The sequence below is a fragment of the Mycobacterium sp. NGS59 genome (assembly GCF_059812345.1).
In genome coordinates this window covers 22,498-36,401 of record NZ_JCALCN010000019.1, presented here as the reverse complement: position 1 = coordinate 36,401, position 13,904 = coordinate 22,498, and the positions used below count along the sequence as shown (strand labels likewise).

Annotated in this window: 10 protein-coding genes; 6 read left to right on the top strand and 4 right to left on the bottom strand. The window is 66.6% G+C overall.

Going from position 1 to position 13,904, the window contains the following annotated elements; all coding sequences use genetic code 11:
- Positions 1 to 91: 91 nt before the first annotated feature.
- Entirely contained in the window at positions 92 to 1,099 is a 1,008-nt protein-coding gene (locus tag AC5Y46_RS19110; RefSeq protein ID WP_499942349.1) for a uroporphyrinogen decarboxylase/cobalamine-independent methonine synthase family protein, read from the top strand.
- Between the two features lie 59 nt (positions 1,100 to 1,158).
- Here the strand turns inward: AC5Y46_RS19110 and AC5Y46_RS19105 are convergent, their stop codons facing one another.
- A complete protein-coding gene (locus tag AC5Y46_RS19105) occupies positions 1,159 to 1,779 on the bottom strand; it encodes a TetR/AcrR family transcriptional regulator (RefSeq protein WP_499941979.1) in 621 nt (206 codons plus the stop codon).
- Between the two features lie 103 nt (positions 1,780 to 1,882).
- On the opposite strand from AC5Y46_RS19105, the gene ligA reads away from it, so the two are divergent.
- From ligA to AC5Y46_RS19080, 5 genes are all read left to right on the top strand, one after another.
- Complete coding sequence (ligA, locus tag AC5Y46_RS19100) at positions 1,883 to 3,970, top strand: NAD-dependent DNA ligase LigA (protein WP_499941981.1); 2,088 nt, start codon at positions 1,883 to 1,885, stop codon at positions 3,968 to 3,970.
- A 4-nt stretch (positions 3,971 to 3,974) separates the two neighbouring features.
- Positions 3,975 to 4,403: a tautomerase family protein gene (locus AC5Y46_RS19095; RefSeq protein ID WP_499941982.1), complete on the top strand. Its 429-nt coding sequence runs from the start codon at positions 3,975 to 3,977 to the stop codon at positions 4,401 to 4,403.
- A gap of 5 nt (positions 4,404 to 4,408) precedes the next feature.
- Positions 4,409 to 5,017: a TetR/AcrR family transcriptional regulator gene (locus AC5Y46_RS19090; protein ID WP_499941984.1), complete on the top strand. Its 609-nt coding sequence runs from the start codon at positions 4,409 to 4,411 to the stop codon at positions 5,015 to 5,017.
- A 178-nt stretch (positions 5,018 to 5,195) separates the two neighbouring features.
- Positions 5,196 to 5,600, top strand: a complete 405-nt coding sequence (locus tag AC5Y46_RS19085; RefSeq protein ID WP_499942351.1) for an MmpS family transport accessory protein — start codon at positions 5,196 to 5,198, stop codon at positions 5,598 to 5,600.
- Entirely contained in the window at positions 5,597 to 8,497 is a 2,901-nt protein-coding gene (locus AC5Y46_RS19080; RefSeq protein ID WP_499941985.1) for an MMPL/RND family transporter, read from the top strand. Before AC5Y46_RS19085 ends, AC5Y46_RS19080 begins: the two co-directional genes overlap by 4 nt.
- On the opposite strand, the gene AC5Y46_RS19075 is transcribed toward AC5Y46_RS19080, so the two are convergent.
- The 3 genes from AC5Y46_RS19075 to AC5Y46_RS19065 form a co-directional block, all read right to left on the bottom strand.
- On the bottom strand, positions 8,494 to 10,335 hold the full coding sequence (locus AC5Y46_RS19075) for a putative bifunctional diguanylate cyclase/phosphodiesterase (RefSeq protein ID WP_499941987.1): 1,842 nt from the start codon (positions 10,333 to 10,335) through the stop codon (positions 8,494 to 8,496). The two genes, AC5Y46_RS19080 and AC5Y46_RS19075, sit on opposite strands and share 4 nt — an antisense overlap.
- Before the next feature lie 158 nt (positions 10,336 to 10,493).
- Positions 10,494 to 11,150 (bottom strand): ACT domain-containing protein, encoded by a 657-nt coding sequence (locus AC5Y46_RS19070; RefSeq protein ID WP_499942353.1) that lies wholly within the window; start codon positions 11,148 to 11,150, stop codon positions 10,494 to 10,496.
- Positions 11,151 to 11,222: 72 nt separating this feature from the next.
- A complete protein-coding gene (locus AC5Y46_RS19065; RefSeq protein WP_499941989.1) occupies positions 11,223 to 13,829 on the bottom strand; it encodes a serine/threonine-protein kinase in 2,607 nt (868 codons plus the stop codon).
- Between the last annotated feature and the right edge of the window lie 75 nt (positions 13,830 to 13,904).

Below are 13,904 nucleotides of genomic sequence, written 5' to 3'. Positions count from 1 at the left end.
ACCTACCCGCGCGACGCGACCGTAAACACCCCTGCCGACCAGCACGCTATGCGATGTCGAATACGGTTGCCGGGTGAGTGTTTTGGCGGCGCTGCCGGTCAAGGCGACCGGGCTCGGGTCCTGGCCCGGCACCGCGGCGCGCCAGGCCGCTGAGGTCGTCGTAGGTGAACTGGCGGACGCGATGGCTCATCTGGTCGAGTTGCCCGCCAGGGGAGTAGGCGCCGACCTGCTCGGGCGCGCCGGTGCGCTACTGGTCGACGTCGCCGTCGACACGGTGCCGCGGGGCTATCGGATCGTCGCCCGTCCCGGAGCGGTGACGCGCAGAGCGATCAGCCTGCTCGACGAGGACATGGACGCGCTGGAGGAGGCGTGGGAGACGGCCGGTCTGCGCGGCGGCGGCCGGGTGGTCAAGGTGCAGGCCCCCGGACCGGTCACGCTGGCCGCGGGCCTGGAACTCGGTAACGGCCACCGCGCGATCACCGATCCGGGCGCACTGCGGGATCTGGCGGCTTCCCTAGCCGAGGGAGTCGCCGCTCATCGCGCGACGCTGTCACGTCGGCTGGACACACCGGTAGTGGTGCAGTTCGACGAACCGACCCTGCCGACCGCGTTGGGTGGCCGGCTCACCGGGGTCACCGCACTGAGTCCTGTCCGTCCGCTCGACGAGGCGCTGGCCCTCACCCTGCTGGACAGCTGCGTACAGGCCGTCGGCGGGGACGTCCTGTTGCACTGCTGTGCGCCCGACATACCCTGGAACCTGTTGCAGCGCAGCGCAATCGGTGCCGTCTCGGTGGACGCCGGGACGTTGCAGGCCGCGGACTTGGAAAGCATCGCGGCGTTCGTGGATTCCGGTCGTGCTGTCCTGCTCGGTGTGGTCCCCGCCAGCGCGCCGGAGCGGCCGGTGTCGGTCGAAGAGGTGGCCACCTCGTTGGTCGCGGTGACCGATCGGCTCGGCTTCGCACGCTCGGCGCTGCGCGGCCGCGTCGGGGTCACCCCGGCGTGCGGTCTGGCCGGCGCCACGCCCTCATGGGCTCGCACGGCGATCGAACTCGCCCGCAAGGCGGCCGAAGCATTTGCCGACGACCCCGACCAGATCTGACCCGGCAAGCGACGACGCCAGGACCTGGTCTCGACATCGTCCGGTGCCGAATCCGGGATTTACCGACGGCCCGAGCGCGGCTTGACCGGCATCAGGACCGGCAACAGCACATTGCGCGCGATTTCGCGCAGGTAGTGGTCGTCCATCCCGGTGTTGGGCGGGGCATTGGAAAACGAGTGCGCCAGCCGGATCATGGCCGTCGCCACCGCGTCCACGCTTGCCGCCGTGTACTCAGACGAATCGGGTGCGCGCCGCAATGCCTCGCGCGTGATCTTGGTCGCGTATTCCAGCAGCAGGCCCGCCTCCGGACCCACGAGGTATCCCATCGCCGCGGTCGGGTCGCGCTTGAGCAACGCGTCCAGAATGTGCTGTTCGCGGCGGCGGGCTACCCCGGCCACGAAGCCCTCCTCGACACCCGAGCGCAGGTCACCGCCGGTGATGCTCTGACCCACGCTGTCCAGATAACGCTTCGCCTCGCGCAGCATCACTGCCTTGGCCAGTGCATCCTTTTCGAATCTCCGCGAGACGACCCACGGGTCGACACCGAGCCGTCTGGCCACGCTGTCGATACTCGACCGCTGGATACCGTGATCCATGAACTCCGCCAGCGCCGCATCGAGGATGCGGTCGGTGAGCTCGTCTTGTTGCGTCAGCTGAGGCAACGAATGTCGCGGTGCCATCGTCAAACTGTAATCGCAACCCAGGGCGGCGGGTCTGCGCTTTCGTCGCTTTGCTGGGCGGCAGAGCCGCTGAGGTGTCGGCGCGCTCGGCTAGCCTGCCAGAGTGAGCTCCCCTGCAGCCGATCACACCGCCCCGGAAATTCTGCGGCAATGGCAGGACCTGGCCGAGGAGGTCCGCGAACACCAGTTCCGCTACTACGTGCGGGACGCGCCGATCATCACCGATGCCGAATTCGACGTGATGCTGCGCAGGCTGGAGGCGCTCGAAGCCGAGCATCCCGAGCTGCGCACCCCGGATTCGCCCACCCAGCTGGTCGGCGGTGCGGGGTTTGCGACGGACTTCGAGCCGGCCGAGCACCTGGAGCGGATGCTCAGCCTGGACAACGCGTTCAGCAGCGACGAACTGTCCGCCTGGGCGGCCCGGGTGCACGCCGAGGTCGGCGACTCCGCGCACTACCTGTGCGAACTGAAGATCGACGGCGTCGCGTTGTCCCTGGTGTATCGGGACGGCCGACTCACTCGTGCGGCGACCCGAGGCGACGGCCGCACCGGCGAGGACGTCACGAACAACGCCCGCACCATCGACGACATCCCGCACCGGCTCACTGCCGCCGACGAGTATCCGCTGCCCGACGTGCTCGAAGTCCGGGGCGAGGTCTTCTTCCAAGTGGCCGATTTCCAGGCGCTCAACGCCAGCCTGGTCGAGGACGGAAAGTCGCCGTTCGCCAACCCGCGCAACAGCGCTGCCGGCTCGCTGCGCCAGAAGGACCCGGCCGTCACCGCGCGGCGCAAACTGCGGATGATCTGCCACGGCCTGGGGCATACCGAAGGTGTTCGTCCGGTGACCCAGCACGATGCATACATGGCGCTCAAAGCGTGGGGACTGCCGGTTTCCCAGCACACCACCCTGGTCGACGACCTGGCCGGCGTGCAGGAGCGCGTCGACTACTGGGGTGAGCACCGGCACGAAGTCGCTCACGAGATCGACGGAGTTGTCGTCAAGGTCGACGAGGTGGCGTTGCAACGGCGGCTGGGCTCCACCTCGCGGGCGCCGCGCTGGGCTATCGCCTACAAGTACCCGCCCGAGGAAGCTCAGACCGAACTGCTCGACATCCGGGTCAACGTGGGACGCACCGGCCGGGTCACCCCGTTCGCGTGGATGACACCGGTGAAGGTGGCCGGTTCCACGGTGTCGCAAGCAACGCTGCACAACGCCTCGGAGGTCAAGCGCAAGGGCGTGCTGATCGGCGACACCGTGGTGATCCGCAAGGCCGGCGACGTCATCCCCGAGGTGCTGGGACCCGTGGTCGACCTGCGCGACGGGTCCGAACGCGAATTCGTCATGCCCACAACATGTCCCGAGTGCGGAACCACCTTGGCGCCGGCGAAGGAAGGCGACGCCGACATTCGTTGCCCCAACACCAAGCGGTGTCCGGCGCAGCTGCGGGAGCGGGTTTTCCACGTCGCCAGCCGCAACGCGCTGGACATCGAGGGCCTGGGTTACGAGGCCGGCGTGGCGTTGTTGCAGGCCCAGGTGATCGACAGCGAAGGTGATCTGTTCGATCTCACCGAAGACGACCTGTTACGCACCGAGTTGTTCCGGACCAAAGCCGGCACCTTGTCGGCCAACGGCAAACGGCTGCTCGCCAACCTCGACAAAGCCAAGGCCAAGCCGTTGTGGCGGGTATTGGTGGCGTTGTCGATCCGCCATGTCGGGCCGACCGCGGCCCGGGCACTAGCCACCGAATTCGGCAGCCTCGATGCGATTGTGGCGGCATCCACCGAGGAGTTGGCCGCGGTCGAGGGCGTGGGAGCCACCATCGCCGCCGCCGTCACCGAGTGGTTCACCGTCGACTGGCACCGCGAGATCGTCGAAAAGTGGCGCGCGGCCGGGGTGCGGTTGGTCGATGAGCGCGACGAGGGCGTGCCGCGCAACCTGACCGGGCTCACCATCGTGGTCACCGGTTCGCTGGCCGGTTTCTCCCGCGACGAGGCCAAGGAAGCCATCGTGTCCCGGGGCGGCAAAGCGGCCGGCTCGGTGTCGAAGAAGACGTCCTACGTGGTGGCCGGCGACGCGCCCGGATCCAAGTACGACAAGGCCGTCGAACTCGGCGTGCCGATCCTGGACGAGGACGGATTCCGGGACCTGCTGGCCGAGGGTCCCGCGACGCCGGCAGATGGCGCAGACTAGGACGATGCCGTTCTATCAGTGCCTGGTCCCGGCCGGATCGCTCAGCGTCGACGCCCGGTCGAAGCTGGCCGAGGCGATCACCGGAATTCACTGTGCCGTGACAGGCGCGCCCCGCGGATTCGTCAACGTGTTGTTCGTCGAATACGAACCCGGGATGTACTTCACCGCCGGCAAACCCAACAACGCCGCGGTGATCAACGGCAATATCCGAGCCGGCCGGGACCGCGAGACGAGGGCGCGGCTGCTGACTGAACTCTCCACGGCTTGGGTGTCGATCACCGGCCAGGACCCACGCTCACTGCTGATCGGGCTCAACGACGTCGATCCCACCTCGATCATGGAGGCCGGGCTGATCATGCCTGCCCCCGGCGAGGAACACGAATGGCTAGAGCGCAACCAGCAGGTGCTGGGGGAGTTGCTGGCCAGCCAATAGGTTCTATGGTTGGCGCTATGACCCAGACCGCCGACCCGTCCGCGGACGTCTCGCCGTGGTCGCCGCGCGAGGCCGAGTTACTGGCAGTGACGTTGCAGCTGCTACAGGAACACGGCTACGACGGGTTGACCGTGGACGCCGTCGCCAACACCGCCCGCGCCAGCAAGTCGACGGTGTACCGCCGCTGGCCCTCCAAGGCCGAGTTGGTGTTGGCCGCGTTCATCGAAGGCGTCCGTCAGGTCGCGGTGCCGCCGAACACCGGCACACTGCGCGGCGACCTGTTGCACCTCGGCGAGACCATCTGCCGGCAAGGCAGCCAGCTCGCCAGCACGATCCGCGCGGTGCTGGTGGAGGTGTCGCGCCACCCCGCCCTCAACGACGCGTTGCAACAGCAGTTTCTGGAGCAACGCAAAGCAGTGTTCCAGCACGTCCTGCAACAGGCCGTCGACCGGGGAGAGATCACCCAAGCCGCCATCACCGACGAGTTATGGGACCTGTTGCCGCACTACCTGATCTTTCGCAGCATCGTTCCCGGAAGTCCGCCGACCCGCCGCACCGTGCAATTGCTCGTCGACAACTTCATCATCCCGGGCCTCACCCGGCCCACCGGATGAGAGGCCCGGCGATCAAACCGTCGACCGGAACGCCCGCGTCTATTGTGCAGTACGGTCCAGTACCGTACTGTGCTGACCAGGACGCCGCGCGGGGCGCCCTGCTCGGGGCGACCCCCCGGAGTCGAAAGGTCAACGGGTGAAAGTGTTTTCACTCTCGAGCCTGGTCAGGCGGGGCTGGATGGCGATCGTCGCCGTCCTCGTGGTCGCGATCGCCGGGTTCGCCATTTACCGGCTGCATGGACTCTTCGGTGCCCACCGCAACGAGGCGGCCAACAACGGCATCTCGAACCAGATCGTCCCGTTCAATCCCAAGAACGTGGTGCTCGAGGTCTTCGGTGCACCCGGAGCCACGGCGACCATCAACTACCTTGATGTGCACGCCCAGCCGCAGCAGGTCCGCGACGCACCGTTGCCTTGGTCGCTGACGATCACCACCACCGAACCCGCGGTGCTGGGAAACGTTGTCGCACAGGGCGATGGCGGTGTCCTGGGCTGCCGGATCACCGTGGACGGCAAGGTTAAAGACGAACGCACCGTCACCACCAAGGACGCCTACACCTTCTGCCTGGACAAGTCCGGATGAGCGATCGGGAACCGCCGCGCCTGGCTCATACCATCCGGCGGCTGTCGGTGCCGATCCTGCTGCTGTGGATCGCGCTCGCCGCGATCACGAATGCGTCGGTCCCGCAGCTGGAGGAAGTCGGCAAGACCCACAACGTGGCGTTGAGTTCACCCGACATGGCCTCGTTGCAGGCGACCAAGCGCATCGGTCAGGTGTTCAAAGAATTCGACACCGACAGCACGGCCATGGTGGTGCTCGAGGGTGACAAGCCGCTGGGTGCAGAGGCGCACCGGTACTACGACACGTTGATCCACAAGATCGGGCAGGACCGCAAGCACGTCCAGCACGTCCAGGACTTCTGGGGCGACACCCTGACGGCGGCGGGATCGCAGAGTACCGACGGCAAGGCCGCCTACGTGCAACTCAACCTTGCCGGCAACCAGGGCTCGGCGTTGGCGAACGAGTCGGTGGGCGCGGTTCGCGACGTCGTCGAACACACCCCGGCGCCGGCCGGGATCAGGGCCTATGTCACCGGCGCGGCGCCGATTATCTCCGATCAGTTCGACGTGGGCAGTAAGGGCACCGCCAAGGTCACCTCGATCACCGTCGGTGTGATCGCGTTGATGTTGCTGTTCGTCTACCGGTCGTTTCTCACCATGCTGCTCGTCTTGGTAACGGTACTGATCGAAATGGCCGCCGCCCGTGGCATCGTCGCGGTTCTCGGCAATGCTGGAATCATCGGACTGTCCACCTATGCGACGAACCTGCTGACGTTGTTGGTGATCGCCGCCGGAACCGACTACGCGATCTTCGTCGTCGGCCGCTATCAAGAGGCGCGCAGCGTGGGCGAGGACCGAGAAGCCGCTTACTACACCATGTTTCGCGGCACCGCGCACATTGTGCTGGGTTCGGGGCTGACCGTGGCCGGGGCGGTGTTCTGTCTGAGTTTCACACGGTTGCCGTATTTCCAGAGCCTGGGCATTCCAGCGGCGCTGGGCATCCTGGTCGCTCTTGCGGCCGCGCTCACCCTCGCGCCCGCTGTGTTGACCCTGGGTGCCGCCGTCGGGATGTTCGAACCCAAACGCAAGATGCGCACCCGCGGCTGGCGGCGCATCGGCACCGCCGTCGTCCGCTGGCCGGGCCCCGTACTCACCGTGGCGTGCGCGCTGGCCTTCGTCGGCCTGCTCACCCTGCCCGGGTACAAGACCAGCTACGACACCCGTCCCTATATGCCGGCCAGCGCCCCAGCCAACGTCGGGTACGCCGCCGCCGAGCGGCACTTCTCCCGAGCCCGGCTGGAACCCGAGCTGCTGATGATGGAAGCCGACCGCGACCTGCGCAATCCGGCCGACATGCTGGTCGTGGACCGGGTAGCCAAGGCGGTGTTCCACACAGCCGGAATCGCCCAGGTGCAGACCATCACCCGGCCGCTGGGGACCCCGCTCGACCACACCTCGCTGGCGTTCCAGATGAGTGCGCAAAGCGCAAACCAGATCGAAAACCTTGGGTATCAACGTGATCGCGCCAACGACATGCTGCGCCAAGCGGGTGAGTTGTCGAACTCGATCGACCTCTTGCATCGCCAGTACACGCTGCAGCAGGAGCTCGCGGCCACCACGCACAGCGAGGCGCAGAGCTTCCGCGACACCATCGCCACCATCAACGACTTGCGGAACAAGATAGCGAACTTCGACGACTTCTTCCGGCCGCTGCGCAGCTACTTCTATTGGGAGAAGCATTGTTTCGATATTCCGGTCTGTTTCGCGATCAGGTCGGTACTCGACGCGTTGGACGGGATCGACCAGCTCAGCGCGCGTTTCGAGGATCTGACGGCGACGCTGGACAAACTCGACGCGCTGCAGCCGAAGTTGGTGGCGCTGATACCCGAGCAGATCGCCAGTCAACAGACCAACCATGACCTGACGATGACGAATTACGCGACGCTGTCCGGGATCTACGCGCAGACCGCCGCCGCGATCGAGAATGCCACAGCGCTCGGACGGGCCTTCGACGAAGCCAAGAACGACGACACCTTCTACCTGCCGCCGGAAGTGTTCACCAACCCCGAATTCCAACGCGGCCTCAAGTTGTTCCTCTCACCCGACGGCAAGGCCGTCCGGATGATCGTCACCCACGACGGTGATCCGGCCACCACCGAAGGCATCTCGCATATCGAGCCGATCAAGAAGGCGGCGCACGAGGCGGTCAAGGGAACCCCCTTGGCCGAATCGAAGTTCTATCTCGGCGGCACCGCGGCCACCTACTCCGACATCCAGGACGCCTCGAAATACGACCTGATGATCGCCGGAATCGCGGCGCTGAGCCTGATTCTGCTGATCATGATGCTGTTGACCCGAAGCCTGGTCGCCGCGCTGGTAATCGTTGGCACCGTGGCGCTTTCGTTGGGGGCGTCGTTCGGATTGTCGGTGCTGGTGTGGCAGTACATGTTCGGCATCAAGCTGTACTGGGTCGTGCTGGCGCTCGCCGTGATCCTGCTGCTGGCGGTGGGTTCTGACTACAACCTGTTGTTGATATCCCGGTTCCGCGAGGAGATCGGCGCGGGGTTGAAGACCGGGGTCATCCGCGCGATGGCCGGGACCGGTTCGGTGGTGACGTCCGCGGGTCTCGTCTTCGCAATCACCATGTGCGCGTTCTTGTTCAGCGGTTTCCAGGTACTCGGCCAGATCGGCACCACAATCGGACTCGGGCTGTTGTTCGACACGCTGATCGTGCGCTCGTTCATGACGCCGTCGATCGCGACGCTGCTCGGACGATGGTTCTGGTGGCCACAACGGGTGCGCCCGCGCCCGGCCAGCACCATGCTGCGGCCGTACGGCCCGCGCCCGGCGGTCCGGCAGCTGCTGCTGTGGGAAGATGACGACCCAGTGGTGGCGTCCGAATCTCGTTCGCGCGCTTAGATATTGGTTGAGACGGAGCCCACGGTCAGTAGTCGTCGAGTGGCCGCGGCGGTCATCGGGCGACAGAACAAGAAGCCCTGCGCGCGAAAACATCCCTCGTCGAGCAGCGAACGGGCCGCCCCTGGCGTCTCGACGCCCTCGGCGACGACGTTGAGATCAAGGGCGTCGGCCAGGCCTATGACGGCCCGCACGATCGCCAGATCATCACTGCTGTGCTCCAGATCGCGGACGAACCCGCGGTCGATCTTCAACGTGCTCACCGGCAAAGTCCGCAACAGACCCATCCCGCTGAAACCGGTGCCGAAATCGTCGATGGCGATGTCGACGCCCATGTCGGTGAGTCCGCTCAGCACGGTCCTGGTGCTGACCAGATCCCTGATCAACATGCTCTCGGTGATCTCGAGACCCATTGCGCTGCCGTCGAGTCCGAACCTGTCCAGCACGCGGCTCACCGTGCCCACCAAATCGTGGGCCACCAGTTGTGCCGGAGACACATTCACGCGCAACATGGTGCCGGTCCCCACGCCGCCCGCCCGCCAGCTGGCCATGTCGGCGCATGCCGCGTTGAGCACCCACTCCCCGAGTTGCCCTGCCAGATTGAGGGATTCCGCGACGGGGATGAACAGGTCCGGCAGCAACAGTCCGCGGGTCGGGTGCTGCCAACGCACCAACGCTTCTACGGCCAGCACGTTGCCGGTCACCATGTCGATCTCGGGAAGGTAGACGACGGTGAGGGCGTCGGCTTCGATGGCGTGCTGCAGATGCAGTTCCATCTCGGCGTGGATCTCGCGCCGGCCGCGCATCTCGCTGGAGAAGACGCTGATCCGTTCTGCCCCCGAGGTTTTCGCCGCCAGCAGCGCTTCGTCGGCGTGCCGCAGCACGTCCAGGCCGGAGTCCCGGCCGGGATTTCCGATCGCGACGCCGATGCTGACGGTGCGGGTGAGCATCTCCCCGTCGATCTGCACCAGGTCGGTGAGTCGCTGGCCGAGACTCTCGGCCAGTCGTCGTGCCTCCCCGGAGTCCATCGCCGCGGCGGGCACCACGACGAAGTCGTCGCCACCCACTCGGGCGATCAGTCCCTGACCCGCCAGCGCGGCCCGGGTTTCGGTGGCAAAGTCACGCAGGAACTCATCTCCGGCGGCATGGCCGAGATAGTCATTGATGGCTTTGAGCCGATCGAGGTTGAAGGACAACACCGGCACCGGCCCGTCGTCGGCGGCCAGTCGCTCGTCGAGGTGCGCCAGCAGGGTACGGCGGTTAGGCAGGGCGGTCAGATCGTCGTACCCGGCTTGATAACTCAACTGGTCCTCGACCTGGATACGTGCCTGAACCTGGGAAAACATGGTGGCCACGACCGTCAGCGCGTTGATCTCGTCGTCGTCCCATTCCCGATCGCCGAATTTGACGAAACCGAGGACCCCGGTGGTGACCTCGCCGGATACCAGCGGGACACATGCCATCGAGATGGCCGGTGCGCCGCTCGCCTCGGCGATGGTTCGGCGATATTCCCCGCTCTGGGCTTCGGGTCGCAGAATGACCGGTTCTCGGGCGTTCTCGGCCATCGCGAACACCGGGTCGGCGTCGGCGAAGTAGATCGTGTGCAGCGGGTCCGGGTCCGGCACATCGAGCCGCGGTGGCCACTCGGCCACCAACACCGTCGCCTGGGTCCGGTGGTCGTTGTGCCTTAGAAAGCTGACATCGACCCCCAGAAAGCCCACCAGATCGGAAAGCACCTCGGTGCTGACAGTCGCGGCATTGCGGGCGGTGACCCCCATGAGTTTGGTCGCCACGGCGGTGACGATCGAATTCAAACCAGCGGGGGAAGTGGAGCTCTCCATTCAGTCGTGCCGCGTTTCCTGTCGAAAGTTCGCGGTGCCTGCTTGACGATTCCGAACCGGTCCGGTCCGGAACCGCAACAGCAAAATGTCGCTCCGCCCGAGTGGGACCCTCAATATAACGCGACGAATTCGAAGAAGACGAGTTGAGCCACGGGTCGTCAGCGCAACATGGTCGCGGCAATGCCGGCCAGGTAACCCAGCCGAGCTACCTCCGACGGGCGAAATTCCGGGCCCGGACGGCCCAGCACCATCGCAGTATGTGGGTCGCCCAGTGGGGCCGCGACCATCGTGGTGTCCATGTCACGCCAGGCCGGCGGGACCCATTCGGCAGCACTGTCCAACGTCGCGGCACGTTCGATCGGCAGCCACGGCGCCGAATCGGCGCGCGTTTCCGGCGCGCCCGGACTGCCGGCGAGTCGCTGCACCTTGCCCTGCGCGCTGTGCAGCACGGTGCACCAGCTAACCCGCAGGATCCTGGGCGCCTGATCGACCAGCACCTGCAGCTTCGCCGCCCGATCTGCGGCCGCGGCGACGAGGTCCAGTAGTTCCAGCTCACGGTGGGCCTCGAGCAGTCCGGTATGCGGACGGACGCTGTCGACTCGAACGCCGGACAGCGCTTCGGCGGCAGTGATCAGGGTGTCGGGCATCGATCCCGGCGGCAGCTCGATCACCAGGTCGTCGATGGCGTATCCCGAGGCGCGCTCGACCACGTCCAGCGAGAGGATGTCAGCCCCGACCGAGCCGAGCGCGACCGCGAGCGACCCGAGGCTACCTGGTCGGTCGACCAACTCGATGCGCAACAGATACGACGGCACGGCCAACACTGTCGCACAGCGGCGCGGATACGGCATGTCGGCTCATACCCGCACGTTGGGGTGGTGGGCGGTTCAGCCGGGTCGCGCGGCCACGACTTCGCGCAGCGCTATGGCCAGATGGCTCGCGGTGGGAATGCTGATATGCGGAGTGTCGGTGACGGCCTCGTCGATGACGGCGGCCAGCCGAGGCGGAATATCCGGATTGAGCCGACGGATCGGCCGGGCGGTCGTGGTCATCACGACGTCGACGGGATCCTGGCCGGCGGCGGCGTGCCGGGGCGCTTCCCCGGTCAGCAGGTAATACAGGCACGCCCCCATCCGCCAGGTGTCGACGTCCCGCGCCGCCCGCTCGGGTTTGAGCAGCTGGGCCAGCGGGGTGAACGCCGGGTCGGGCGGAATGGGCGTGGCGAAACCGAAGTCGGCGATCTTGGTGACCGGATCGGCTCCAGACCAGGTCAGCAGCAGGCTGGCCGGGGTGATGTTGCGGTGCATGACGCCCCGCGACCGGTCGCCGCGGGTGCAGCTGTGGGCTGCGTCGAGACCGTCCAGACACGGCAGGATCAGCGACATCGCCTGACGAACCGAGAGCCGGCCGAGCCGCCGGACCAGATCCTCGACGGTGTCGCCCGGGCAGTATTCCGAAGCGATCAGAACGAACTCGCCGACGGCCTTGGCTTCCCGAAACTGCACAATGTTGGCGTGGCGCAGGCTCGCGAGGTCAGACAACGGCTGCGGCCGGCGCATCTCGTCGGGCGCGATCGCGGCCTTGGGTGCGACCCGCAGGGCGCATATCTGTCCGGTCTGCTGGGAGCGGGCGCGGAAGACGGGCCCGGGCCCACGCCGGTCGAGCAGGTCCAGCAGGGTGTAGCCGGCGACGGTGACCGGTTCGACCGAGTCGCCCCCCACTCGTCGCACCAATTCGTGCGGGAGTCCCTGCTCTCGGCAGTTGCGGCACAACATCGCGTGCTGGCCCGCCTCGGCAATCTCGCCGCAGACCGTGCAGACCGGCGACCAGACCGGGCTGCTCACCGTCGAAATCTCCACCGTCTGAACGGGACTCGTTTGCTCCATGGTCTGGGCCGCCACCGACGCCAGTGCCCCGCGGGCAGCCGTGGCCAGCTCGCCGGCGGTCGGGTACCGCTGTTGTGGGTCGGTGGCCATGCCGCGTGCGATGACGTCGTCGAACGTGGCAGGCACCCACTCGTTGACCACGCTGGGTTTTGGTGGCTCGTCGCCGCAGTCGGGTGGCGTCCCGGTCAGGCACGCGTAGAGGATGCACGCCAGTGAGTAACGGTCCCCGGCATTGGTGCGGTCGCCGCTGTCGAGACGCTCGGGTGCGAGATAGACCTGGCCGGGCAGGTCCGAGTCGCGTCCGCCGTCCTGCAGTATCGGATCGCACAGCAGGTAGGCCATGTTGTCGTGGCCGACCAGGATCTTGTCCGGCAGTACCGCTCCGGGTATGGGCGCCGCCTTGTGTACCGCGTCGAGCACGCGCGCGATCTGACTGACGATCTGCACCGCACGTGAGGGGGTGAGCGGTCCGTAGCGCTCCAACATCGTGTCCAGGACGATCCCGTCGATGAACGGCATCTGCAGATAGAACTTCCCGTCCACCTCGCCGATGTGGTCGACGACGACGAGCTGCGGTTCACCGAGCGCTCTGAGCACTATGGCCGCCATGCTCGCGTCCCGTTTCACCCGACGGACCAGGGGATCCTCCGCGTCGCCCGTCGCGAACATTTTCAGGGTGACCCGGGCCGAGGTCGTGGCGTCCTCGGCTTCCCAGCACGGGACGTTCGTGTCGGATAGCTTGCGTAGCAACCGATACGGCCCGAACGGCACCCGCTCGTCGGCGTCCTCGGTGCCCAGCGCGTCGCGGATCGCGTTGGCCAGATGGCCCGGGCCGGCAAAGCGCTCCGCGGGATCTTTGGCCATGCCACGACTGATCGCGTCGTCGATGCCGGCCGGCAGACCTGGGCGCAGCTCGCTCGGCGGTGGCGGCGTCACGGTCAGGATCTCGGCCATGTGCTGGCGCGCGTCGGTAGCCGGATGGGGGAGCGCCCCGGTCAGGCAGGCATATGCGACTTGGGCGAGTCCGTAGACGTCGGCGCGCTCGGACCGCTCGTCGGCCGTCAACCGTTCTGGGGGCAACCCGACCAGATTGGCAAGCAGCGGCTCGGGGTCGGCCATGTCGTCGTCGCTCGACTGGCATTGCGCCAGGTAATCGCGGTAGCCGAGGCCCATCAGATGCGCCGACCCGTCGTCTGCGACGAAGACGTTCTGCGGTGCTACGCCGGAGTGGATCAGCCCTGCGTGGTGCGCAGCCTCCAGCGCGTCGGCAATCTGACAGACCAGGTCGGCCGCCTCGGAGAGACCCAGTGGACCTTCGCGATCCAACATCGTCTGCAGATCGGTGCCGCTCAGCAGCGGCATCTCCAGATAGATGCGACCGTCGATCTCACCCCATTCCTCGACCGGAACGAGGTGGGGCTCGCGTAACAGGGTCGCGACGGCCATGTCTTGCCGCAGCCGATCGCGCAGCTCGGTTGAATCGGTCCAATCCGGCAGGATCTTCAACGCGACCTGTCGTCGGCTGGTGGTGTTCTCGGCGGCGTACACGTCGCAGCGCGCCCCGGCCAGCAGCCGTAGCAAGCGGTAATGCCCGAATTCGTTGAGCACGACTATCGATCCGATGCTTGGTGTGATCCCTGCATGAGGGTAACCCCACGCGAGGTGCTAGCCGACAGGCTTTGA

Bases quoted from the DNA above. Each gene is read 5' to 3' on its own strand.
- AC5Y46_RS19080 (WP_499941985.1), top strand. From the start codon at position 5,597: ATGAGCGATCGGGAACCGCCGCGCCTGGCTCATACCATCCGGCGGCTG.
- AC5Y46_RS19075 (WP_499941987.1), bottom strand. From the start codon at position 10,335: ATGGAGAGCTCCACTTCCCCCGCTGGTTTGAATTCGATCGTCACCGCC.
- AC5Y46_RS19105 (WP_499941979.1), bottom strand. From the start codon at position 1,779: ATGGCACCGCGACATTCGTTGCCTCAGCTGACGCAACAAGACGAGCTC.
- AC5Y46_RS19090 (WP_499941984.1), top strand. From the start codon at position 4,409: ATGGTTGGCGCTATGACCCAGACCGCCGACCCGTCCGCGGACGTCTCG.
- AC5Y46_RS19085 (WP_499942351.1), top strand. From the start codon at position 5,196: ATGGCGATCGTCGCCGTCCTCGTGGTCGCGATCGCCGGGTTCGCCATT.
- AC5Y46_RS19095 (WP_499941982.1), top strand. From the start codon at position 3,975: ATGCCGTTCTATCAGTGCCTGGTCCCGGCCGGATCGCTCAGCGTCGAC.